This window comes from Flavobacterium sp. J49 (assembly GCF_011742145.1).
Classification (GTDB): domain Bacteria; phylum Bacteroidota; class Bacteroidia; order Flavobacteriales; family Flavobacteriaceae; genus Flavobacterium.
Map to the genome: position 1 here is coordinate 598948 of NZ_JAAQQU010000105.1, position 23277 is coordinate 622224.

Genomic DNA, 23277 nt, shown 5'->3' on the forward strand with positions numbered 1-23277 from the left:
AAATTGTCACCCGTGAATTACCTTTCAGTAGAAAATATATCGAAGTCCTTTGGCGAAAGAACCTTGTTTGCTAACCTTTCGTTTGGCATCAACAAAGACCAAAAAATCGCTTTCATTGCCAAAAACGGTTCGGGAAAAACCCAAATCATGAAAATGATCAATGGCGAAGACGAGCCGGATACCGGTCAAATCGTGATTCGAAAAGGGTTGAAAATGGCTTTTTTGTCGCAGAACAACCAACTTCAGGAAGAACTGACCATTGAGGAAAGTATTTTTGCTTCAGACAACGAAATCCTTCATGTGATTGAACAATACGAAAAAGCGTTGGAAAACCCGGAAGACGAGGAAAAATACCAATTGGCTTTTGACGAAATGGACCGCCACAATGCTTGGGATTTTGAAACACAATTCAAGCAAATTCTATCCAAATTAAAATTGGACGATTTAAAACTAAAAGTCAAATCCCTTTCCGGTGGACAAAAAAAACGTTTGTCATTGGCCATTATCTTGATTAATCGCCCGGATTTATTGATATTGGATGAGCCAACGAATCACTTGGATTTGGAAATGATTGAATGGTTGGAAAGTTATTTTGCCAAAGAAAACATCACCTTGTTTATGGTCACGCACGACCGTTTCTTTTTGGAACGCGTTTGCAACGAAATCATCGAACTAGACAACGGAAAACTGTACCAATACAAAGGCAATTACTCATATTATTTGCAGAAAAAAGAAGAGCGCATTGCTATGGAAAATTCCACCATTGACAAAGCGCAAAATCTCTTCACCAAAGAATTGGCTTGGATGCGACGTCAACCGAAAGCACGCACCACCAAATCCAAATCGCGCCAAGATGATTTCTACAAAATCAAAGAAGTGGCAGAAAGCCGCAGAAAAGAAAATGTGGTAGAGTTGGAAATCAATATGGAGCGCATGGGCAGTAAGATTATTGAGCTACACAAACTCTACAAAAAATTCAAAGATAAAGTCATTTTAGACAATTTCACTTATGATTTCCAACGCGGCGAACGCATAGGAATTATTGGAAAAAACGGCACCGGAAAATCGACTTTCCTAAATATCTTAACCAAAACCATGGTTCCCGATGCCGGAAAAGTGGTGATTGGCGATACGATTAAAGTAGGTTATTACACCCAAAGCGGCATCAACCCGAAACCGGGACAAAAAGTCATCGACATCATCAAAGAATACGGCGAATACATTCCGCTAACCAAAGGCAAAATCATTTCGGCTTCGCAATTGTTGGAGCGCTTTTTATTTGATGCCAAAAAGCAATACGATTTCGTCGAAAAACTAAGCGGGGGCGAATTAAAACGACTGTATTTGTGTACGGTTTTGATTCAGAATCCGAACTTTTTAATTCTCGATGAGCCTACGAATGATTTGGATATTGTGACTTTAAATGTTCTGGAAAGTTTCTTATTGGATTATCCGGGCTGTTTATTGGTTGTTTCCCACGACCGCTATTTCATGGACAAAATCGTGGACCATTTATTCATTTTCAGAGGCGAAGGACAAATTGAAGATTTTCCCGGCAATTATTCCGATTTTAGAGCGTATGAAGATTCGGCTGAACCCAAAAACTTATCAAACGTTTCTACGGAGAAAGTCAATTGGAAACAAAACAATCCAACGACTTCAGGACTGAATTTTAACGAGCAAAAGGAATTCAACAAAATCGAACGCGAAATCAAAGACTTGGAATACGAGAAGAAACAAATTGAAAACCTTTTCGCCGAAGGCAAAGTAGCCGATGCTGACATCACCAAAAAAGCCAATGAACTGCAGGCGATTATCAATAAATTAGAGGAAAAAGAAGAACGCTGGTTTGAACTTTCTTCAAAAATGGAGTAATGTTTCACATTGTCAAATCATATCTCAACTTTCTTTGGCACTCCAAAAACGAACACGGAGTCCATTCGCCTTTTGTGTTTAATTTGGTGACCAAATGTTTTTATGACAAGCAACAATATCCCGAATATTCTATTTTAAAGAAGTATAGAAAATCCCTTTTAGAAAATCCCAATACCATCGAAGTAACGGATTTTGGCGCCGGTTCCAGGGTTTTCAAAAGCAATACCAGAGCGATAAATCAAATTGCCAAAACCGCCGGAATTACTTCGAAAAGAGCCGAATTATTGTTCAGAATCACGAAGTATTTCCAACCTTCAACCATCTTGGAGATTGGAACGTCATTGGGCTTAGCTACTTCTGCTTTATCATTAGGCAATCAGAAAGCTAAAATTACAACACTGGAAGGTTGCAAAAACACTTTGGCTGTAGCCCAAAAACAATTTGAAACCTTTGATGTAGCCAACATCCATCCGGTCGCAACAGAATTTAGTTCCTTTTTAAAAAACCAACAACCAACAACCAACAACCAACAACTTATCTATTTCGACGGTAATCATTCCAAAGTCGCGACGTTAGAGTATTTTGAGCTTTTATTACCCACAATCACCAACGAAACCGTCTGGATTTTCGACGATATCCATTGGTCAGCCGATATGGAAGCCGCATGGGAAATCATCCAAAACCATCCTAAAGTAACCGTAACGATTGATACTTTCCAATGGGGAATTGTGTTCTTTAGAAACGAACAAGAGAAAGAACATTTTGTGATCAGGGCCTAAATTTACTGTTTGATAAATTTCTGATTAATGGTTTTACCATTGGTTATAACAGAAACAATATAGAATCCTTTTGCTAAATCCTGAACATTAATTTGGTCAAAGTCGCCAATTTGTTCTAAAACTTTCTTTCCTGAAATTTCCATCACTGAAATGTTTTGGATAATTGTGAGCTCTGAGAATTGAATATTTAAAACTGAAGCTGTAGGGTTTGGATAAATAGAAAAGGAGTCTTTATCTTGTCCTACTATTTCTAAAGTTTCACAGGTAATATTTACTGGGACTAATGAAAAAGGATCTGTAGTTCCTGTACCTAAAATTATTCCTGCTGAATTATCACCCCAGGAAAATAAAGAATCATTTGTTTTTAATCCAACGGAATGGTACTCTCCGGTTGAGGCAAACTTCCAATTAATATCGGTTCCTATTTGCGTTAAAACATGTCTTTCAATTGTAGTTCCATCGCCTATCAAACCATTATAATTACTACCACAAGCCCATAAAGTTCCTGTTGTTTTTATTGCAATAGTACTAACTCCGCCTATTCCTATTTCAACCCAATCATTATCAGCACCTATTTGCCCAAATACAATTCTATCGTTGGTAGTACCATCTCCTAACCTTCCATCATAGTTTGTTCCGGTTCCCCAAATAGTTCCATCAGTTTTCAAAGCTACACTATGATAACTGCCTATAAGAACATTTTCCCAGTCTGTTGCCGTTCCAACTTGAATTGGAGTAAATGAACTCACAATACTGTTATTGCCAAATAATCCATAAGTATTCGTGCCCCATGCCCATAAAGTTCCATTAGTTTTCATGGCCATAGTGTGTATAGGGCCTGCCGAAACTTTCAACCAGTCAGTTGCTGTTCCTATTTGAACCGGAGCATTTCTATTAATGTGGGTGCCATCACCTAATTGTCCATAGTCATCGTTCTTACCCCAAGCCCAAAGTGTGCCATTATTTTTAATTGCCATATTTGACCAGTATGTCGCAGATATAAATTTCCAATCGGTTGCTGTACCTATTTGGGTGGGAACAATTTTATCGACATTCGTTCCGTCACCAACTTGTCCATAGTCATTGTAGCCCCAAGCCCATAAAGTCCCATTGTTTTTAATAGCTAACGAATGGCTTTCTCCTGCGGAAATCATCTTCCAATCAGTTGCTGTCCCAATTTGCGTTGGAGTACTTCTATTAATTGTTGTACCATCACCCAATTCTCCATTTGAATTACCGCCCCATGCCCACAAAGTACCGTCTTGCTTAATTGCTAAAGTAGTGTATATGCTAACTGAAACCGATTTCCAACACTGAGCATTTGCGGAACAAACCCAAACAAAAAATAAGACAAATAAGATTTTCTTTACCATGATACCAAGCAATTTACGGCATAAAAATAGGAAAATATTTCTAAAAAAACAGTTGAAAAAGAAATGGTGACCATCACTGATCACCATTTCCCGAATTAACAAACCAATTCAAAAAAATTATTCTTTTGCTTCTTCATTTTCTCTAGCCTTCGCGCCTATTCTGTTCATTTTGAACATTGGTGCAAACTTGAATTTAATCGAAGCTATTTTAGTGTTGTCTTCAGAAGACAAACCTTCTTTCTCCACTGTGTTTTTTCTGCTGTCTAAAGCTTCATAAATCAATTTCACTTCATCGTAGTCTTCTCTGGTAAAGTTTTCTTTATTGGCTTTGTAGGCATCAAAGAAAGTCTGGTAGGTTTCTAAGATGTTATCTTTATTGACCCAACTGAAATTCATGTCCTCACCCAATTTACCGGCACCGAAGAACGTATCCCTAAGCACTTGATTCGGGTTGACTTTTACCGGAACTTTTACGGTTTCCACCGAAGTTCTAATCACGAAATAACGGGCATTAATCGAATCTAATCTTGCTTGATTGCGCGGTTTTAAATCTTCTCCCAATGAAGCGATGGCCTCATTTGAAGCTGCCGTTCTTCTGTCATAATCAGCAGAGATTTGTTCCCAATTGGCTTCAGCATCTTCTGCTTTAACATTTTCAAGCGAATCAATATAGCTTTCCAATGAAGCAATTTTTTCGTCAGCAGCTGTTTCTGCTCCTTTATCTTTACAAGAGACAAAGCTCACCAATGCAGTAAAAAATACTCCATATCTAATTATTCTGTTTTTCATCATTTTAAAGTTTTAATGTTAGGGTAAATTTAGTTCTATCAACCGTCTGACTCATTATACAATTATCTCTAATAGTTGTATAATTCATTGATTTAAAATTGTGCTCCTATTTGTAACAATATCTATATATTTACTACTTATTTGACAAATTCAATTCTCAGCAAGCAATGGCCAATCCATTAATCAACATAAAAAACTTAAAACGCGATTTCCAGTTAGGAAGCGAAACCATCTACGTTTTAAAAGGCATTGATTTACAAATCAACAAAGGCGAATATGTAGCTTTAATGGGACCATCCGGTTCCGGAAAATCTACTTTAATGAACCTTTTGGGCTGTTTGGATACGCCAACTTCAGGAACTTACATCCTGAACGGAAAAGACGTCAGCCAAATGCACGACGACGATTTGGCCGAAATCCGCAATAAAGAAATCGGATTCGTATTCCAAACCTTCAATCTTTTACCCAGAACAACCGCTTTGGACAATGTAGCTTTGCCAATGATATATGCCGGTTATTCCAAATCGGAACGAAATGTTCGCGCTACCGAAGTGTTGACACAAGTAAACCTATCCGACAGAATGGACCACCAACCCAACCAACTTTCGGGAGGACAACGCCAACGCGTCGCCATTGCCAGAGCTTTGGTCAACAAACCATCCATCATCTTAGCCGATGAACCCACAGGAAATCTTGACAGTAAAACCTCGGTGGAAATCATGAACTTGTTCAACGACATCCACAAAAATGGCAACACGGTAATATTGGTAACACACGAAGAAGATATCGCCAAATATGCCCATAGAATTATCCGTTTGCGTGACGGGATTATCGAAAGCGATAGCCCAAACGTTGACCATTTGTAATTTGTCAAACTAAGCTTGTCGAAGCAATGTCAAACTGAGCTTGTCGAAGTCAGAAGCGAAAGGTTCGGGCTTTATCAGCAATCCGTATTCCTGCTGTCCATTCTGCAAGGCGCCATTCCCATCAGGGCTAAAGAGTAATCCTTTTGTATCCTTGTCAACAATGCAAAAACTTAGTACCTTAGCGCCTTAGCACCTTTAAAAATGAAACGAGCCTTAATGGCGAGTTACATCGAATACCAATAACAAATAAAATCTAATGAGATGAAAGTCTACACCAAAACCGGCGACACCGGAACCACTGCCCTTTTCGGCGGCACCCGTGTCCCAAAACACCATATCCGTATCGAAAGCTACGGCACCGTTGACGAACTCAACTCCCACATCGGTTTAATCCGTGACCAAGACATCAATGTTTTGTATAAGAATGTTTTGGTTGAAGTCCAAGACCGCTTATTCACCGTCGGCGCCATTTTGGCCACACCACCCGAAAAAGAAATACTGAAAAACGGACAACCTCGTTTAAACATCAACCGTATTTCCGAAGAAGACATCGCCTTTTTAGAAAACGAAATTGACCGCATGGATTCCGCCTTGCCACAAATGACACACTTTGTCTTGCCCGGCGGTCATACCACCGTGTCATATTGTCACATTGCCCGCTGTGTCTGCCGTAGAGCCGAACGTTTGGCGACTCATTTGCACGAATTAGAACCAACAGACGAACAAGTTATCAAGTACCTAAACCGACTTTCTGACTACCTTTTTGTCTTGGCACGGAAGTTGTCTTTTGACCTAAACGCGGAAGAAGTGAAGTGGATTCCGAGGAAATAGTGTTCTGTCATCAGTAAACAGTATTCAGTCGTTTATCAACGAAAAACTGCACCCCAAAAACTGACCGCTGACCACTAAAACAAGACGTTCTTAAACTTACTTAAAAATAAATCAAAAAAAACTTGACTTTTTCAGTATAAAATTTATTTTTGCATAAACTAAAATCGACAGAAGATGTATTGGACATTAGAATTGGCATCCTATTTAAGCGATGCGCCTTGGCCAGCTACCAAAGATGAACTTATCGACTATGCTATACGAACAGGAGCTCCACTAGAAGTAGTAGAGAATTTACAATCGATAGAAGACGAAGGTGAAATCTACGAATCAATGGAAGAGATTTGGCCAGATTATCCAACAGACGAAGATTACCTTTGGAATGAGGATGAATATTAAAAAAAATAAACAATCACAACAAAGAAAAAAGTCCGTTTAGGGCTTTTTTTTTGTTTAAATTTGCACTCCTTAACAAGGGATTAAAACATAAAATACAAACCCATTATGAGTTTCATTAATAGCATTATCAAAGCTTTTGTAGGCGACAAATCGCAAAAAGACGTCAAAGCAACGCAACCCTATATCACTAAAATAAAAGCTTTAGAACCTGTTTTAGCCGCTTTGTCTCACGACGAATTGAGAGCTAAAACTGTCGAGTTCAAAGAAAAAATCAAACAAGCCCGCGCCAAACAAGACGCTGAGATTGAAGCTAAAAAACAAGAAGCTGAAAACACGGCCGACATCGACAAAAGAGAAGACATCTACAATGCCATCGATGCTTTGGAGAAAGAAGCTTATGAAATTTCAGAAAAGGTGTTGAGCGAAATCCTTCCCGATGCCTTTGCCGTAATCAAAGAAACGGCTCGACGTTTTAAAGAAAACACTAGCGTTACTGTCACCGCTACACCCAAAGACAGAGAACTTTCTGCAACAAAATCATATATCACTTTAGACGGTGACCAAGCCATTTGGGCCAATTCCTGGAACGCTGCCGGTAAAGAAATTACTTGGGATATGGTGCACTACGACGTACAGTTGATTGGTGGTATCGTACTTCACGAGGGAAAAATTGCTGAGATGCAAACGGGTGAAGGAAAAACATTAGTAGCAACACTTCCGCTCTACTTAAACGCTTTGACCGGAAACGGCGTTCACCTTGTAACTGTGAATGACTATTTGGCCAAACGTGACAGTACCTGGAAAGCACCATTATTCGAATTCCACGGCTTGACTGTAGATTGTATTGATAATCACTCACCGAATTCCGACGCTCGAAGAAAAGCCTATGAAGCCGATATTACTTACGGAACCAATAACGAATTTGGTTTCGACTACTTGCGTGATAACATGGCGCATTCACCCGAAGATTTGGTGCAAAGAAAACACAATTACGCCATAGTCGACGAGGTCGATTCGGTATTGATTGATGATGCGAGAACGCCATTGATTATTTCCGGTCCGGTGCCTGATGGTGACCGTCACGAATTCAACGAATTGAAACCAAAAATCGAAAACTTATACAATTTACAACGCCAATTGGCCAATGGTTTCTTAACCGAAGCCAAACGTTTGATCAAAGAAGGGAACACTAAAGATGGTGGTTTCCAATTGTTGAGAGCTTACCGTTCGTTACCTAAAAACAAAGCTTTAATCAAGTTTTTGAGTGAAGAAGGCATGAAAGCCCTTTTGCAAAAAACTGAAAACGAATACATGTCAGACAACAACCGCAGAATGCCGGAAGTGGATGAAGCCATGTACTTTGTAATCGAAGAAAAAAACAACCAGGTAGAATTGACCGATAACGGAATCAAATTCTTATCGAAAGATACTTCAGAAGATTTCTTCGTATTACCGGATATTGGAACTGAAATTGCCAATATCGAAAAACAAAACTTGGAAAAAGACCAAGAAGCGGAAGCTAAAGAGAAATTATTCCAAGATTTCAGTGTAAAATCAGAAAGAATCCACACACTGACACAGTTATTAAAAGCCTATACTTTGTTTGAAAAAGACACCGAGTATGTTATCATGGACAATAAAATACTTATTGTAGATGAGCAAACCGGTCGTATCATGGATGGTCGTCGTTATTCTGACGGATTGCACCAAGCCATTGAAGCCAAAGAGAATGTAACCATTGAAGCCGCTACCCAAACCTTTGCCACGATTACATTACAGAATTATTTCCGTATGTACAGCAAATTGGCCGGTATGACCGGAACAGCGGTTACCGAAGCCGGCGAGTTATGGCAGATTTATAAATTAGACGTAGTTGAAATTCCAACCAACAGAGGAATGGCGCGTCAAGACAAGGAAGATTTGATTTACCGTTCGGTACGTGAAAAATTCAACGCAGTAATTGAAGATGTTACTCAATTGTCAAAAGCCGGTCGTCCGGTATTGATTGGAACCACTTCTGTAGAGATTTCAGAATTGTTGAGTCGTATGTTGAAAATGCGTGGTGTAGAACACAACGTATTGAACGCCAAAATGCACAAAAAAGAAGCCGAAATTGTAGCTGAAGCAGGGAAACCGGGCGTAGTTACCATTGCCACCAATATGGCCGGTCGTGGAACGGATATTAAATTAACGCCTGAAGTAAAAGCCGCCGGAGGTTTAGCCATCATCGGAACGGAACGCCACGATTCGCGTCGTGTAGACCGTCAGTTGCGTGGTCGTGCCGGTCGTCAAGGTGATCCGGGAAGTTCCCAATTTTATGTGTCTTTGGAAGACAACCTGATGCGTTTATTCGGTTCTGACAGAGTAGCGAAAATCATGGATCGAATGGGATTGAAAGAAGGTGAAGTAATTCAGCATTCGATGATGACCAAATCTATTGAACGCGCTCAGAAAAAAGTAGAAGAAAACAACTTTGGTACTCGTAAACGTTTGTTAGAATATGATGACGTAATGAATGCCCAACGTGAAGTGGTTTACAAACGTCGTCGACACGCTTTACACGGAGAACGTTTGAAACTGGATATCGCCAACATGATGTATGACACTTGTGAATTAATCGTAAGCGACAATAAAGGCAAAAACGACTATAAAAACTTCGAGTTTGAATTGATTCGATACTTTTCAATCACCTCACCGGTTTCTGAAAACGAATTTGAGAAATTATCCGAAATGGAAATTACGGGTAAAGTGTATAAAGCTGCCCTAGCCTATTACACCGAAAAGACCGAAAGAAGCGCTCGCGAAGCCTTCCCGATTATTGCTGACGTTTACCAAAAAGAAGGCAATAAATTTGAGCGAATCGTAGTGCCATTTTCAGATGGCATTAAGACTTTGAACGTCGTAACCGACTTGAAAAAAGCATTTGATTCAAACGGAGCACAATTGGTAGCCGATTTTGAAAAAAATATCACTTTGGCTATAGTAGACGAAGCTTGGAAAAAGCACTTACGCAAAATGGACGAGTTAAAACAATCGGTACAATTAGCCGTGCACGAACAAAAAGATCCGTTGCTGATTTACAAATTGGAAGCTTTCAAATTGTTTAGCGCCATGTTAGACGGTGTGAATAAAGAAGTAATCTCGTTCTTGTTCAAAGGCGATTTACCTCAGCAAAACCAAAACATTCAGGAAGCGCGACAAGTACGTGAAAAACAAAATTATACCGAAAGCAAAGACGAAATCGAAAGCAGTGAAAGTGCTAATCGTGAAGCCGGTCAAACACAACAACGTCCGCAAGTAACGGAAACCATCGTAAGAGAAACTCCGAAAATCAACCGCAACGATACTGTGACGATTAAACACGTAATGAGTGGAAAAACGGAAACCACCAAATACAAAAAAGCGGAAAGCATGTTGGCTTCCGGCGAATGGGTTCTAGTAAACGACTAGATTTCTGAAAGCTTTAAGCAGGGTACAAATCCCCAACAGTTTGAACTGTTGGGGATTTTTTTTATCTCAAACTGTGAAATATATAAATCAAGCTCAAATTTCTATAACTAGCCCACTCTAAAGTAAATTACCTTTGCGCGATTTAATAACCTATCTTTAAAGAATTGAAAGAAAACTATTTTTCTTTTATAACTCATATTTACTTACCTTGAAAATACACATCAAATACATGGTTTCGCTTCGTTGCAAATTGGCAGTGAAAGAGGAATTAGACAAATTAAAATTAAAACACACGACGATTGATTTAGGCGAAGTGGTACTCAAAAAAAACATTCATGCCGAAGACAGAGAATTACTGCGCAAAGCACTGTTAAAAAAAGGATTAGAATTGATCGATGATAAAAAATCTCTGCTCATCGAAAGAACCAAAAATGTGATTATAGAGTTGGTTCATTACGCCGAAAAGTATCCCAAAGTAAATGTTTCTGAATATTTGAGTAAGGAACTCGACTATAATTATACCCATTTGGCCAACCTTTTTTCAGAAGTTACCGGAACAACCATCGTTAATTATATCATTTTGAACAAAATTGAGCGCGTAAAAGAGTTGTTGTTATATGATGAACTATCGCTTACGGAAATAAGCTATTTAATGGAATACAGCAGTGTTTCGCATTTGTCCAACCAATTTAAAAAAGTAACCGGACTGACGCCAACCTATTTCAAACAAATCAAACAATACAAAAAACGCATCCAATTGGAAGAATTATTATAAAACAAAAACCATTCATCACAAATACAATCCTCAATGGTTCAAACTGTTGGGGATTTTTTTATATTTGATTAAAGATTAAACGTTTATGAAATCAAAGTGTCTTTTATTGCTGTTATTCGTTAATTGGAACTGCTTCACTCAAGAATCAGTCAATCTCATTAAATCATCTCACGATTTGTATGAAGCCAACTATTTAATGGATTTTGAAGCAATCGTAAAATTGTCTTATCCGCCTATGGTGGCGAACATTGGTAAAGAAGTACTGCTAGAAAAAACAGAACTGCACTACGAAAACGAAGCATACCGTTTGCGTTACCAATTGCCAACCGTTCCGCTTCAATATGGTCAAACAAAACAAATCAACGGCAAATCGTTTTGTGTGATCACCATTCGCATTCCGAAGCGTTACTTTTTTGAAGCTAAATTAACTTCAGAAGAAGCCGCTGCAAAGAAGGTGGAATTACAAGAAGTTAATAATACCAAAGACGTTACCTTCGAACCTAACAGAAACAGTTTTAATGTCAAAAAAATGACAACTTATGTCGCCGTTTGGGACGAAACCACCAATGGAGAATGGAAATTTTTCAATTTTGACAATGCCGAACAATTGGCTGCTTTTAATGCGCTGTTTGATGAAACTGTAAAAAGAGCTTTGGGTTTGAATAAATAGTTTTACCTTTACTTATCTCATTAAACACCAAACTAAAAACTACATACCATGGCAAAAGGAAAAGACGTTCAGAAAGCGGCTAAAAAAGAACCTCTGAAGACCGCAAAAGAGAAAAAAGAGGAAAAAAGAAATAAAAAACAAAATCCGAAAAGAGATTAAGAAAAGCCCTGATTTTTCAGGGCTTTTCTTTTATAATTCATCCGGAAAAATCTTCCCGGGATTCAAGATATTATTCGGGTCAAAAACGCGTTTGATACTTTCCATCAGTTCCAAATGGGTTCGGCTAAAAGCAATATCCATAAAGTTTTTTTGCACAAAACCAATCCCGTGTTCACCGGATAAAGTGCCTTTTAACGAAACTGTCAATTCAAATATTTCTCGTATACCAACGGGAACTTGCGTTTTCCAATTGTCATCCGTCATCTCTCCTTTGATAATGTTCACGTGTAAATTGCCATCACCGGCATGACCATAACAGACCGATTTAAAACCATACTTTGCGCCTATTTTTTTGATTCCCGATAACAATTCGGGCAACATAAATCGGGGCACAACCGTGTCTTCTTCTTTGTAAATGGAATTTGATTTTACTGCTTCAGCTACTGAACGACGCATTTTCCACAACGCATTTTTCTCATCTTCGGTATCGGCAAATAAAACTTCATCGATTTCAAATTGTTCCGCTACGGCCAAAATTTTCTCGGCTTCCTGCATCAAGATTTCGGGATAATTCCCATCGACTTCAATCAGCAAATGCGCTTGGTGTTCGGGCTTTATCGGTACGCTGATGCCTTCCACAAATTGCAGCGTCCAATCAATGGCATCGCGTTCCATAAACTCTAAGGCGCTTGGTACAATTCCGGCTCGGAAAATGGCAGAAACGGCTTCACAAGCTTCATGGGCTTTGTAAAAAGGAACCAACATCAAAATGTTGTGACTGTTTTTGGGCAAAAGTTTTAAGACCGCTTTGGTTATCACACCCAATGTTCCTTCGCTGCCTACCATCAATTGGGTCAAATTATAACCGGTAGAATTTTTAAGCGTATTGGCTCCGGTCCAAATAATTTCACCATTGGGCAAAACCACTTGTAAGTTGAGCACATAATCTTTCGTCACACCATATTTCACGGCTCTTGCGCCACCTGAATTTTCGGCTATATTCCCGCCAATCCAGCAACTGCCCATACTGCTTGGGTCAACCGGATAAAACAAGCCTTTTTCGGCTACCGCTTCGCGTAAAATTTGCGTAATCACAGCCGGTTCAACTGTTACTTGCAAATTTTGCTCATCGATTTCTATGATTTTATCTAAACGTTCCATTGAGAGTCCAATGCCTTGGTAAATACTCAAAGCACCACCACTCAAACCTGTTCTGGCGCCGATTGGTGTTGTTGGAATTTTGAAATCATTGGCTACTTTTAAGATGGCTGCAATTTCTTGAGCATTAGCCGGTTTTACCACAACGCTGGGCGGAAACACATAATCTTCGGTTTCATCGTGACCGTAATGGTTTCGGGTTTCCTGGTCGGAAAAAATATAGTTTTCACCAACAATTTGGGTGAGTTTTTGAATGATTTCGGGATTGAGTGACATCGTGTAAAATTTGAGAAGTAAATGTAACCATTCCAAAAGAAAAAGACAAATCCTATTTAGCCCTGATGGGAATGGCGCCGTGCAGAATGGACAGCAGGAATAAGGTCTCCAAAAATGCCCGAACCCTTCGCTCCTATCGCTTCTTCAAATTGGGCAGGAAATAACAAATAATTCCTATCAACGGTAAGAAAGAACAAACGTGATACACATACTGAATGGAAGTATAATCGGCTAAAGTACCAAGTAAAGCCGAACCTAAGGCGCCCATTCCAAAGGCAAAGCCATAAAACAAGCCCGAAATCATTCCGAGTTTTTTAGGCAATAATTCTTGGGCATAAACCAGAATCGCCGGAAAAGCCGAAGAAATAATAATTCCAATGATAATCATCAAAACATCGGTCCAAAACAAATTGACATAAGGCAATAACAACGCAAAAGGTGCCGCACCAAAAACCGACAACCAAATCACATACTTTCGGCCTATTTTATCGCCTAACGGACCGCCAAGAATGGTGCCCGCAGCATAAGCAATCAAATAAATAAACATGTGAAATTGCGCTTCTTTGATAGACAATTGGAACTTATCCATTACATAAAAAGTATAGTAAGTAGACAAACTTGCGGAATAGAAAAACTTGGAAAAAATAACAACCAACAAAATCAATATAGCCCATTTTACTTTGCTTTTTGACAAACGTTGGAAATCGGCAAAAACTACTTTTTTCTGTTGGCGATGGATCAAATGGTCGCGGTACCAAAAAGCAATTTTGCTGATAATGGCCAATCCGATAGCCGCCGCTAAAACAAACCAAAGAATGTATTTTTGGGAGTTTGGCACAACAATCAAAGCGACTAACAATGGTCCGAGTGCTGTACCGAAATTACCTCCAACCTGAAAAATAGACTGCGCCAATCCACGTCTGCCACCCGAAGCCAAATTAGATATTCGTGCGGACTCAGGATGAAAAATAGAAGAACCGGTTCCGATAAGCATGACCGAGATTAATATCCAATAAAAATTATCTGCAAATGAAATGGAGACAATTCCCGCCAAGGAAAAGAGCATGCCATAAATTTGAGAAAAAGGTTTCGGGTATTTATCGGTGTAATAACCCACAAAGGGCTGGAATATGGAAGCGGTCAACTGAAAAGCAAAAGTAATCAGACCGATTTGAGCAAACGACAAATTGTAATTTTGTTTCAAAATAGGATAAACCGAAGGAATAATCGCTTGGATTAAATCGTTGAGTAAATGCGCAAAACTGATTGAAAAAAGAATCGAGTAAACTGTTTTTTGAGCCAATTCAGCATTACTTTTTCCTTTTGAAAGCGTAGTTTCGATTTCCATTTTTCATTTTTAACGACACAAAAGTACTATATATATCAGTCATTAAAATAACATTTAGTAATTTTAGCAAATCATTAAGATATCGACGGGACTAACATTACTGCTATTTGGAAAAGAACACGAAAAAATCGGCGCTACACGAAAAAGACGGCATTCCGCAACCGGAAAGCTTCAGTAAAACTGCCTTGGATAAAGTGATTCGCAGTCGTAAAATCCAACCCAGTTCCGAAGAATTAGTCCAAGGAATTTTGTTGGGCGATATATCGGCTTTGAGTCGTGCCATCACATTGGTAGAAAGTAAGAATCCCGATCATTTGGCCAAGGCTAATGAAATCATCAAAGCGTGTTTGCCTCATGCCAATAAATCCGTTAGAATAGGAATAACCGGTGTTCCGGGCGTTGGGAAAAGTACGTTTATTGAAGCTTTTGGAAAACACTTGACGGCTCTGAACAAAAAAGTTGCGGTCTTGGCGGTTGATCCAAGCAGCACGATTTCGCATGGCAGCATTTTGGGCGATAAAACCCGAATGGAGGAATTGGTGAAAGATAAAAACGCCTACATACGACCAAGCGCTTCCGGAGAAACCCTTGGTGGTGTGGCGCGAAAAACGCGCGAAACCATTATCCTTTGCGAAGCCGCCGGATTTGACACCATTGTAATTGAAACTGTGGGTGTTGGTCAAAGCGAAACTGCGGTTCACAGCATGGTAGACTTCTTTTTACTACTGAAAATTTCGGGTGCCGGCGACGAATTACAAGGCATCAAACGCGGTATCATGGAAATGGCCGATGCGATTGTCATTAATAAAGCCGATGGCGATAATGTGGCCAAAGCCAAATTGGCGAAAACCGAATTCAATCGGGCTTTGCATTTATTTCCGGCAAAAAATTCGGGCTGGATTCCGACCGTTTCCACTTGCAGTGCTTATGAAAAAACGGGGATTGATGACGTTTGGCAAACCATTACCAACTATTTGAAATTGGTAAAAAGCAATCATTATTTTGAAGAAAAACGCAAAGAGCAAAATCAATATTGGATGATGGAAACCATCAACGAGCAGTTGAAAAACCACTTCTACAATCATCCGGGAATTATTTCTTTATTGGAGCAAAATAAAAAAGCCGTGCAAAACGATGAATTGTCACCTTTTGCAGCGGCTATGATTTTATTGGAGAAATATTTTAAATAAAAACTCGTTAAACAGTAAACACAAAAAAACCACAAGGTTTTGCCTCATGGTTTTGTTGAACAACTCAAATTACCACAATATTCAGTTGCAACTTTCCTATTAACACTCATAACAATCATACTTTAACTTTCAAAATCCAAAGCATAATTTTACTATTATTGAGTATCTCAATTCTCTCTTGACTAACTAAGTCAAATTTGAAGCAATTTTGAAGATATTTCTATGAGCAAAAAACTATATTTAGTATGTTTGATTAACGATAAAATTACCGTCGTTTGACGGATAAAAAAAGGGATGACCAACGGAGATTTATCTAAAAAAGTAATTGTTTCTTTATAATTCCGCAAAGTTAAGCCCGCATGGTTTTCATGCTTTATGCCAATACTAAAATTAACTAAGCCAAACTATGCTGAAAAATGATATTTTTTTTATTGAACTTTGTTTTTATACCATTGGTTTTTTAAGCTTAGCCGGAGTAATCACTACCTTTTTAAACAGTTACTTTTCTTCTCGAATTTATAAGTTTTACGGCTTATATCTCTTGGTCATCGTGGCTTTTGTTGTTTTAGTTTACATCAAAAACACCGGTGATTTTCCTAAAAAATCAGACGAACGATTGATTTTGAATTTGGCCGTAGACATATTGCAGGTCTTGAGTCACTTTTTCTTTTGTGGGTTTGTTTACTTCGCCATGGTCATGGAAGATGCTAAGTTTAAAAAGCTCCAAAATATTTACAAAACTTTTTTATACTTCACCATAGTTTACCTGCTTGTACTGGCGATTTTCCCCAAATTTGTCAGCAGGGATTTTGTCTATTTTTTAATCACTCGAGTCATCATATTGGTTCTTTCCGTGCTGTTTTATTATCATTTGTTTAAAAATTTAGATAAAATGTTCTTCCGCTACTTATTTGCCGCGGTAAGCTTTGTTTTTATTAGCGGATTTTTGGCTTTATGGGATAGTGTCAGCAGTAGCGGTTACAGTAAATATACGGGGTTTGACTATCTCTGTTATGGCTATTTTTTAGAAAACTTATGCTTTGTAGGAGCGATTATCCATAAGTACTTCAGTATCGAAAGGGAAAAAGAAATCACGGCTTTAGCACACAAGCAAGAATTATTCACCACCCAAAAAGAAATACAGCAAGAAACTATTGAACACATCGGTCGGGAAATACATGACAACATCGGACAAAAATTAACCCTGGCCAGTTTGTATACCCAACAATTGGAATTTGAAAACAAAGCGCCTCACGTCAACAATACTATAGAGAACATCAGCGCCATCATCAATGAATCTATAGCTGAGTTGCGAGAACTTTCAAAATCGTTAATCGACAACGCCATTGATGCCAATACCATCAGCCAATTGATTGAAAAAGAATGTCAAAAAATTAAGTCCCTTAAAAAATGCAATGTCATTTACAGCTCCAATTCACTTAAAATTAATTTAAAATACCAGGAAAAATCTATCTTGATTAGAATTGTGCAAGAATTTATAAACAACAGCATCAAGCATTCAAAATGCCAAAACATTTTTGTGGAATTACTTTCCAATGAGAACAATATCGTTTTATCTTTGAAAGATGATGGAATAGGTTTTAATACAGAGTCTATTTCGTCCGGTCAGGGCATTGCCAATATGAAAAAAAGAACTGCAATTATTGGAGGCAAAATGGAATTAAAAAGCAGCCAAAGTAATGGCACACAATTAATAATACGTCTGTAATATGGGAGTTAAAAAAACCATTGCCATAGTCGATGACCATATTTTGATAGCTCAGGCCATCAAAGGAATCATAGCCAATTTTGAAAATTTTGAAACCATCTGTGAATGCGAAAATGGGCAAGAATTAATCGATAAGATTCATTCTCATGGCAGCGTGCCTGATATTGTTTTGCTCGATATCAGTATGCCGGTCATGGACGGTTTTGAAACGGCCGATTGGTTGCAAAAAAACCATCCCGAAATATTGGTAATGGTATTGAGTATGCAAAATGACGAACAAAGTGTGGTAAAAATGGTAAAAAACGGGGCCAAAAGTTACCTGTTAAAGAACTCTCATCCGCGAGAATTGGAAGCGGCACTTCTAAAATTAGTTGAAAACGGTTTTTACTATCCTGAATGGGCCTCGAAAATTATTTTTTCAAGCATCAATAAGAACACCAACAGTGCTTTATCCAAACTCACCGAAAGAGAAAAAGAGTTTCTCAAATACACCATCACCGAAAAAAGCTATAAAGAAATAGCAGAACTGATGTTTTGCAGTCCGAGAACGGTCGAAAGCTACCGAGACAATCTCTTTGAAAAGTTAAATTTGAAAAGCCGTGTAGGTTTAGCCGTTTATGCCATCAAAAACGGTTACGATCAATAACCTACTCTTCGTAGGCTTCCATTTCTTTGTCGTAGAATTCGCCGGCAAGGGTAATTAAATGCTCCATTTCGGCTTCTAATTCGGTTTCGTCTTCACCTTCTAAATCTTCCATAAACTCAACTTCATCGTCTTTTAAATTGATGATAAATCGAGGAAAATCGAGGTGAATGACAAAAATATCATCCGGGTAATCTGAGTTATCTGCGAGTACGAATTTTGGTAATTCCATTTTTTGAGTTATAAATTATGAGTTATAAATTATGACACGAGCCGTAGGCTAACTGAGCGGAGCTAGTTTTGTATCAATAACTTCTTGGTTAAAATATTAAAACGAATATACAAAAATATTGCGGCAGCTGTCAATCCGGCTAATAATCCTATCCAAACGCCAACGGCTTTCATATCCGTATACAATCCTAAATAAATAGAAACCGGAAAACCGATAATCCAATAGGCTACAAAGGTAATGTACATCGGAATCTTAACGTCTTGCAAACCGCGTAACGCACCAAGAACCACGACTTGAATTCCGTCTGATATTTGGAAAAATGCCGCTACAATGAGCAATTGCGCCGAAATCGTAATTACTTCTTGGTTCTCTACCAAAGTCTTTGCTTCATTCATATTGACAAAAATATACGGCAAGACATTGTGCAACAAGATGAACAATAAGGCAAATACAATTTCCAACAAAACGGTCAAAAGAAAAATCGACAACCCGACTCTTCTTAACATCACATAATCTTGCTTGCCTTTTTGGTTTCCTACTCTTATCATTCCGGTAACACTCAATCCCATGGCAAACATAAAGGTCAATGATGCTAAACTCAACGCGATTTGATTAGCTGCTTGACTTGTCGTACCGATCATTCCGCACAACCAAATGGCTCCGGTGAACAAAGCCACTTCAAAAAACATCTGCATCGAAGAAGGAAAGCCTAAACGAATGATTTTAATATTGATTTCTTTCTTGATTTCCTTTAACGTAAAACCTTCAAAATAATAATGAAACTTGGTCTTGCTTTTCATGATATAGTGCATAAAAACCAACATGATAATTCGGGAAGCAATGGTACCAATAGCTGCACCAATAATGCCTAATTTTGGGAAAAACCAAATTCCGTAGATCAATAAATAATTGATAATTACATTGGCTACATTTCCAACAATAGTCGCCCACATCGAATATTTGGTTTGGCTCATTCCGTCGGCAAATTGCTTGTAAGCCTGAAAGACAATCAACGGAACTAATGAAAAACCAACGATGTCCAAATAAGGTTTCGCCAATTGAACTACCGGCTCAGGTTGACCCATAAAAGACAAAAGCGGCTTCGAAAAAAAGATGATGCCAAAGAGAAACAACCCTAAAATAGTGCACAAATACAGTCCATGGTGAAAGGCCAATCGGCCTTCTTCTCGATTTGATTTTCCATGCGCTTCGGCGACCAATGGCGTAATGGCGGTTGAAAAACCAATTCCAAGCGACATCGCAATAAAAACAAAACTGTTGCCCAAAGAAACAGCAGCCAATTCTGTCGGACCTATTTTTCCTACCATGATATTGTCCACTATTCCCACTAAGGTATGACCAATCATACCCAAAATAACAGGATAGGCCAATTGGAGATTGTATCGGAACTCTTTGGTGTATTGTGCTAAATTCACTTTGAAAAAATTTGACTGCAAAAGTACTTAGGTTAACTGAAATAAAGCAATAAACTTTTATTTAATAATGACAACAGCAGATAAGAAGTAAAGAATTATGTAACAAACAACCATAAATGTATAACAAAGTCGGTTGCCGATACCAATACTTTTGCACCGTCAAATTGATGCCACTTATGGTTTTCAAACTAAGACAAAAACAAAAATTAAACATTTATGAAAATTTCAACTACGATTAAAATGCTATTGGTTTTAGCAATGACTTTAGGTTCAGCTACTAGAACTATTGCACAAGAGACTACGCCTACAGAAAACTACGATCAAAAATTCAAATTGGGTATCGGAATCAGCGGTGGTTATGTTTTTCAAGAACCTTATAAATTGGCGCTTGGCGTAGATGCCAGACTGCAATATGATTTGTCAAAAAGAAACTCTTTAACCTTAACGACCGGTTTCTCTAACCTTTTTGTAAGCGGTGATGACAATGACTTAGGATTTATTCCGGTAAAAGCCGGTTTCAAAGCATTCATTTGGAACGACCAATTTTATGTAATGGGAGAAGTTGGAGCTGCCATAGCTGTAACCAATGATTATGACAAAACTTCTTTATTAATTGCTCCAAGTATCGGTTATGCTACCAAATATATTGATATTAGTTTGCGTTACGAACATTACACTGATTTCCCGAAACTCAATAACAACGGAACGGTTGGAAAAGGAATTGGTCAATTGGGCGTTCGTTTGGCATACGGTTTCGAACTGTAAATCAATTATTCTTCTACAAAAAGGCGCTGAAATTCAGCGCCTTTTTTTATCCTTTTAATTGCTCTCGGTAAAGGTCGATATTGGCTTTTACTTTTGGGTCTAATTCGGGTTCGGTGATATCCGTCAGTTTTTCCAGAGCTTCCCAAATGGTTTGCGCTACAATATAACGCGCCACGCCTTTATCATCCGCCGGAACCACATACCAAGGCGCGTAATCGGTATTGGTGTTGTTGATGGCTTCTTCGTAATAACGCATATAATCATCCCAACGTTCGCGTTCTTTTAAATCGCCGGTCGAGAATTTCCAATTATCCTCGGGATTTTCCAAACGCTTCAACAAACGCTGTCTCTGCTCTTCTTTACTCATGTGGAAATAAAACTTCAAAACCGTTGTACCGTTTTGCGCAATGTGTTTTTCGAAATTATTAATTTGCTCCATGCGGTTGGCCCAAAAATGAGGTGTAATGTCTTCTACTTTCTCAATGCCGGGTAAATTTTCAAATAAAATATATTCCGGATGCACGCGTGTCACCAAAACGTTTTCATAATGCGTACGGTTAAACACCGCAAACTTCCCTTTTTCGGGCAAAGCCAAATAATGGCGCCACAAATAATCGTGCTCCAACTCGGTTGAATTCGGTGTTTTAAAACTGTGAATGACCACGCCACGCGGATTGAATTCTTTAAACACTTCGCGTATCAAACTGTCTTTACCGCTGGTATCCATGCCTTGCAGACAAATCAAAAACGCATGTCGGTTGTGCGCATACATCGCATCTTGCTTTTTGCTGAGCTTGACTTGAACCTTATCCAAAGCCAATGCTTCTTCTTCTTTATCCGTATCTATGTCCAATCGAGTCGGTAATTTTGACAACTCAATTTTGCCTTTCACTCTAAAATTTTCGGGATTTATATTTTTCATAACAAAGTTTTATCTGTTAAATGTATTATTTTTGAGAAGCTATTTCCGGCTATCCGTTATATCTTTTTATTGCTTTGTCACCCTGAGCGCAGTCGAAGGGCTTTTCGTTAAGCAATAAAAAGGATGCCACTCCTATCCGGGCTAATTACTTACGCTAACTTATGGAAAAATTTCAACTTTCGCTACTCTTTAAAATCATCGGCATTGGTTCGGCTTCAGGATTGGTGTATCATGATGACAAACTTTTTATCATTTCAGACAGCAGTACTTTTCTATACGAATACAATATTCCAACCGAGAAACTCAACAAGATAGCTTTAACAGAAAACGCCCAAGACAACATCGCTAAAAAAGACAAACCCGATTTTGAAGCCATCGCTTTGAAAGGAACTGACTTAGTGCTTTTGGGTTCAGGCTCAACCGAAAACCGAAATCTGATTTTCAATTATGCCATTCCAACCGGAAAAATTCAAAAAAACAACATTGGCGGCCTCTATCAAAAAATCAAACAAGAGTTTGCCATTGCAGACGATGAGTTGAATATTGAAGGCTTAGTCATGAACCAAGACCATATTTATTTCTTCCAAAGAGGCAATGGTACTAAAGGCAAAAATGCCATAATTTTCAGCAAAGACACACCGCAAAATCAACAATTCAAATATGTGCCAATCGATTTGCCTAAAATAAAAAATGTAGCCGCTACTTTCACCGACGCAATTTTAGTAGAAGATAAGATTTACTTTTTAGCTTCAGCCGAGGATACCGAGTCAACTTACCTCGACGGCGAAGTTTTAGGAAGCATCATTGGACGCATGGATTTAAAAACTCTAAAAGTCGAATTTACCCAACAAATTTCAAGTACCCATAAATTTGAAGGCTTGACATTATACAAACAATCCGAAAAAGAAATGGAGTTTTTACTTTGCGAAGACACGGATTCGGAATTGTTAGAGTCAAATATTTATAAATTAGTTTTAGACAACTGATTACTGAACACTGAACACTGCCAACTTTTTTTTCACCTCTTCCCAACCTTTTTAAACCAATAGTACTCTTTACCTATAAAGACATTCATTTTGATCAACGAGACACTCATATCAGCCTGTAAAAAAATGCAACGTGAAGCGCAGCGGCAAGTATACGACTACTTGTCACCTAAGCTGTACCGAACATGCAAACGCTATTTAAAAAAGGAAGAAGAAATTGAAGAAGTATTGGCCGATGCTTTTTACACCATTTTCACCAAATTGGATCAGTTGAAAGAAGTAGGCGCATTTGAAGCTTGGGCACGAAAAATAACGGTAAACCAATGTTTGCTGCAATTGAAACGCAATGTAAATTTCAATTTGTATTTGGAAGAAACTTCGTTTAGCATTCAACCTCAAAGTCCACAAGAAACGCCATTAGAAGAAGAAGATTTACTCAACTTGCTCAACTTGATTCCCGAAGGTTGCAAAACCATTTTCAACCTTTTTGTTATTGAAGGCTACGGTCACAAAGAAATTGCAGCCATGCTCAATATCTCGGAAGGCACTTCGAAATCACAATTGAATGTCGCGAAGACCAAATTAAAAGATTTAGTCAACAATCTTTATTATCAAAAAGCAAAGTAATC

Annotated in this window: 21 protein-coding genes; 14 read left to right on the plus strand and 7 right to left on the minus strand. The window is 38.4% G+C overall.

What is annotated here, in order from left to right; all coding sequences use genetic code 11:
* The first annotated feature begins 12 nt into the window (after positions 1-12).
* Together HA632_RS13535 and HA632_RS13540 are read left to right on the plus strand one after the other, a co-directional pair.
* The gene (locus HA632_RS13535; RefSeq protein WP_176307724.1) at positions 13-1875 is read left to right on the plus strand and encodes an ABC-F family ATP-binding cassette domain-containing protein; all 1863 of its coding nucleotides are present in this window, start codon (positions 13-15) and stop codon (positions 1873-1875) included.
* Positions 1875-2654 carry an O-methyltransferase gene (locus HA632_RS13540; RefSeq protein ID WP_176307725.1) on the plus strand — a complete coding sequence of 260 codons (780 nt, stop codon included), beginning with the start codon at positions 1875-1877 and terminating at the stop codon, positions 2652-2654. The genes HA632_RS13535 and HA632_RS13540 overlap by 1 nt, the downstream gene beginning before the upstream one ends.
* Positions 2655-2656: 2 nt before the next feature.
* Here the strand turns inward: HA632_RS13540 and HA632_RS13545 are convergent, their stop codons facing one another.
* Together HA632_RS13545 and HA632_RS13550 are read right to left on the minus strand one after the other, a co-directional pair.
* Positions 2657-4027 (minus strand): T9SS type A sorting domain-containing protein, encoded by a 1371-nt coding sequence (locus tag HA632_RS13545; RefSeq protein ID WP_176307726.1) that lies wholly within the window; start codon positions 4025-4027, stop codon positions 2657-2659.
* Between the two features lie 117 nt (positions 4028-4144).
* Complete coding sequence (locus HA632_RS13550; RefSeq protein WP_176307727.1) at positions 4145-4816, minus strand: hypothetical protein; 672 nt, start codon at positions 4814-4816, stop codon at positions 4145-4147.
* 167 nt (positions 4817-4983) lie between these two features.
* Here HA632_RS13550 and HA632_RS13555 point away from each other — a divergent pair, with 167 nt between their 5' ends.
* The 6 genes from HA632_RS13555 to HA632_RS13580 all read left to right on the plus strand — a co-directional run bounded on the left by HA632_RS13555 (position 4984) and on the right by HA632_RS13580 (position 11804).
* On the plus strand, positions 4984-5682 hold the full coding sequence (locus tag HA632_RS13555) for an ABC transporter ATP-binding protein (protein ID WP_176307728.1): 699 nt from the start codon (positions 4984-4986) through the stop codon (positions 5680-5682).
* A gap of 261 nt (positions 5683-5943) precedes the next feature.
* Positions 5944-6513, plus strand: a complete 570-nt coding sequence (locus HA632_RS13560; RefSeq protein WP_176307729.1) for a cob(I)yrinic acid a,c-diamide adenosyltransferase — start codon at positions 5944-5946, stop codon at positions 6511-6513.
* Between the two features lie 174 nt (positions 6514-6687).
* A complete protein-coding gene (locus tag HA632_RS13565; protein ID WP_002986941.1) occupies positions 6688-6909 on the plus strand; it encodes a DUF2795 domain-containing protein in 222 nt (73 codons plus the stop codon).
* Positions 6910-7014: 105 nt separating this feature from the next.
* Entirely contained in the window at positions 7015-10359 is a 3345-nt protein-coding gene (secA, locus tag HA632_RS13570) for a preprotein translocase subunit SecA (RefSeq protein WP_176307730.1), read from the plus strand.
* A gap of 208 nt (positions 10360-10567) precedes the next feature.
* Complete coding sequence (locus HA632_RS13575; protein ID WP_176307731.1) at positions 10568-11134, plus strand: AraC family transcriptional regulator; 567 nt, start codon at positions 10568-10570, stop codon at positions 11132-11134.
* A gap of 85 nt (positions 11135-11219) precedes the next feature.
* The gene (locus HA632_RS13580; RefSeq protein WP_176307732.1) at positions 11220-11804 is read left to right on the plus strand and encodes a hypothetical protein; all 585 of its coding nucleotides are present in this window, start codon (positions 11220-11222) and stop codon (positions 11802-11804) included.
* Between the two features lie 189 nt (positions 11805-11993).
* Here the strand turns inward: HA632_RS13580 and HA632_RS13585 are convergent, their stop codons facing one another.
* Both HA632_RS13585 and HA632_RS13590 read right to left on the minus strand, forming a co-directional pair.
* On the minus strand, positions 11994-13397 hold the full coding sequence (locus HA632_RS13585) for an FAD-binding oxidoreductase (protein WP_176307733.1): 1404 nt from the start codon (positions 13395-13397) through the stop codon (positions 11994-11996).
* A 133-nt stretch (positions 13398-13530) separates the two neighbouring features.
* Positions 13531-14745 (minus strand): MFS transporter, encoded by a 1215-nt coding sequence (locus HA632_RS13590; RefSeq protein ID WP_176307734.1) that lies wholly within the window; start codon positions 14743-14745, stop codon positions 13531-13533.
* Between the two features lie 107 nt (positions 14746-14852).
* Here HA632_RS13590 and meaB point away from each other — a divergent pair, with 107 nt between their 5' ends.
* The 3 genes from meaB to HA632_RS13605 all read left to right on the plus strand — a co-directional run bounded on the left by meaB (position 14853) and on the right by HA632_RS13605 (position 18310).
* A complete protein-coding gene (meaB, locus tag HA632_RS13595; RefSeq protein WP_176307735.1) occupies positions 14853-15935 on the plus strand; it encodes a methylmalonyl Co-A mutase-associated GTPase MeaB in 1083 nt (360 codons plus the stop codon).
* Positions 15936-16341: 406 nt separating this feature from the next.
* Positions 16342-17664, plus strand: coding sequence for a sensor histidine kinase (locus tag HA632_RS13600; RefSeq protein WP_176307736.1), 1323 nt, complete (start codon positions 16342-16344; stop codon positions 17662-17664).
* Position 17665: 1 nt separating this feature from the next.
* Positions 17666-18310, plus strand: coding sequence for a response regulator transcription factor (locus HA632_RS13605; RefSeq protein ID WP_176307737.1), 645 nt, complete (start codon positions 17666-17668; stop codon positions 18308-18310).
* Between the two features lies 1 nt (position 18311).
* Here the strand turns inward: HA632_RS13605 and HA632_RS13610 are convergent, their stop codons facing one another.
* Positions 18312-18539 carry a hypothetical protein gene (locus tag HA632_RS13610; protein ID WP_176307738.1) on the minus strand — a complete coding sequence of 76 codons (228 nt, stop codon included), beginning with the start codon at positions 18537-18539 and terminating at the stop codon, positions 18312-18314.
* Between the two features lie 62 nt (positions 18540-18601).
* On the minus strand, positions 18602-19975 hold the full coding sequence (locus tag HA632_RS13615; RefSeq protein WP_176307739.1) for an MATE family efflux transporter: 1374 nt from the start codon (positions 19973-19975) through the stop codon (positions 18602-18604).
* Between the two features lie 216 nt (positions 19976-20191).
* On the opposite strand from HA632_RS13615, the gene HA632_RS13620 reads away from it, so the two are divergent.
* Positions 20192-20740, plus strand: coding sequence for a hypothetical protein (locus HA632_RS13620; protein WP_176307740.1), 549 nt, complete (start codon positions 20192-20194; stop codon positions 20738-20740).
* Between the two features lie 46 nt (positions 20741-20786).
* Here the strand turns inward: HA632_RS13620 and HA632_RS13625 are convergent, their stop codons facing one another.
* Positions 20787-21662: a PPK2 family polyphosphate kinase gene (locus HA632_RS13625; protein ID WP_176307741.1), complete on the minus strand. Its 876-nt coding sequence runs from the start codon at positions 21660-21662 to the stop codon at positions 20787-20789.
* Between the two features lie 161 nt (positions 21663-21823).
* On the opposite strand from HA632_RS13625, the gene HA632_RS13630 reads away from it, so the two are divergent.
* Both HA632_RS13630 and HA632_RS13635 read left to right on the plus strand, forming a co-directional pair.
* Positions 21824-22648 carry a hypothetical protein gene (locus HA632_RS13630; protein ID WP_176307742.1) on the plus strand — a complete coding sequence of 275 codons (825 nt, stop codon included), beginning with the start codon at positions 21824-21826 and terminating at the stop codon, positions 22646-22648.
* A 126-nt stretch (positions 22649-22774) separates the two neighbouring features.
* Complete coding sequence (locus HA632_RS13635) at positions 22775-23275, plus strand: RNA polymerase sigma factor (protein ID WP_176307743.1); 501 nt, start codon at positions 22775-22777, stop codon at positions 23273-23275.
* Positions 23276-23277: the final 2 nt, after the last annotated feature.

Bases quoted from the DNA above. Each gene is read 5' to 3' on its own strand.
- HA632_RS13540 (WP_176307725.1), top strand. From the start codon at position 1,875: ATGTTTCACATTGTCAAATCATATCTCAACTTTCTTTGGCACTCCAAA.
- HA632_RS13545 (WP_176307726.1), bottom strand. From the start codon at position 4,027: ATGGTAAAGAAAATCTTATTTGTCTTATTTTTTGTTTGGGTTTGTTCC.
- HA632_RS13550 (WP_176307727.1), bottom strand. From the start codon at position 4,816: ATGAAAAACAGAATAATTAGATATGGAGTATTTTTTACTGCATTGGTG.
- HA632_RS13555 (WP_176307728.1), top strand. From the start codon at position 4,984: ATGGCCAATCCATTAATCAACATAAAAAACTTAAAACGCGATTTCCAG.
- HA632_RS13560 (WP_176307729.1), top strand. From the start codon at position 5,944: ATGAAAGTCTACACCAAAACCGGCGACACCGGAACCACTGCCCTTTTC.
- HA632_RS13565 (WP_002986941.1), top strand. From the start codon at position 6,688: ATGTATTGGACATTAGAATTGGCATCCTATTTAAGCGATGCGCCTTGG.
- secA (WP_176307730.1), top strand. From the start codon at position 7,015: ATGAGTTTCATTAATAGCATTATCAAAGCTTTTGTAGGCGACAAATCG.
- HA632_RS13580 (WP_176307732.1), top strand. From the start codon at position 11,220: ATGAAATCAAAGTGTCTTTTATTGCTGTTATTCGTTAATTGGAACTGC.
- HA632_RS13585 (WP_176307733.1), bottom strand. From the start codon at position 13,397: ATGTCACTCAATCCCGAAATCATTCAAAAACTCACCCAAATTGTTGGT.
- HA632_RS13590 (WP_176307734.1), bottom strand. From the start codon at position 14,745: ATGGAAATCGAAACTACGCTTTCAAAAGGAAAAAGTAATGCTGAATTG.
- HA632_RS13600 (WP_176307736.1), top strand. From the start codon at position 16,342: ATGCTGAAAAATGATATTTTTTTTATTGAACTTTGTTTTTATACCATT.
- HA632_RS13605 (WP_176307737.1), top strand. From the start codon at position 17,666: ATGGGAGTTAAAAAAACCATTGCCATAGTCGATGACCATATTTTGATA.
- HA632_RS13610 (WP_176307738.1), bottom strand. From the start codon at position 18,539: ATGGAATTACCAAAATTCGTACTCGCAGATAACTCAGATTACCCGGAT.
- HA632_RS13620 (WP_176307740.1), top strand. From the start codon at position 20,192: ATGAAAATTTCAACTACGATTAAAATGCTATTGGTTTTAGCAATGACT.
- HA632_RS13625 (WP_176307741.1), bottom strand. From the start codon at position 21,662: ATGAAAAATATAAATCCCGAAAATTTTAGAGTGAAAGGCAAAATTGAG.
- HA632_RS13630 (WP_176307742.1), top strand. From the start codon at position 21,824: ATGGAAAAATTTCAACTTTCGCTACTCTTTAAAATCATCGGCATTGGT.
- HA632_RS13635 (WP_176307743.1), top strand. From the start codon at position 22,775: ATGCAACGTGAAGCGCAGCGGCAAGTATACGACTACTTGTCACCTAAG.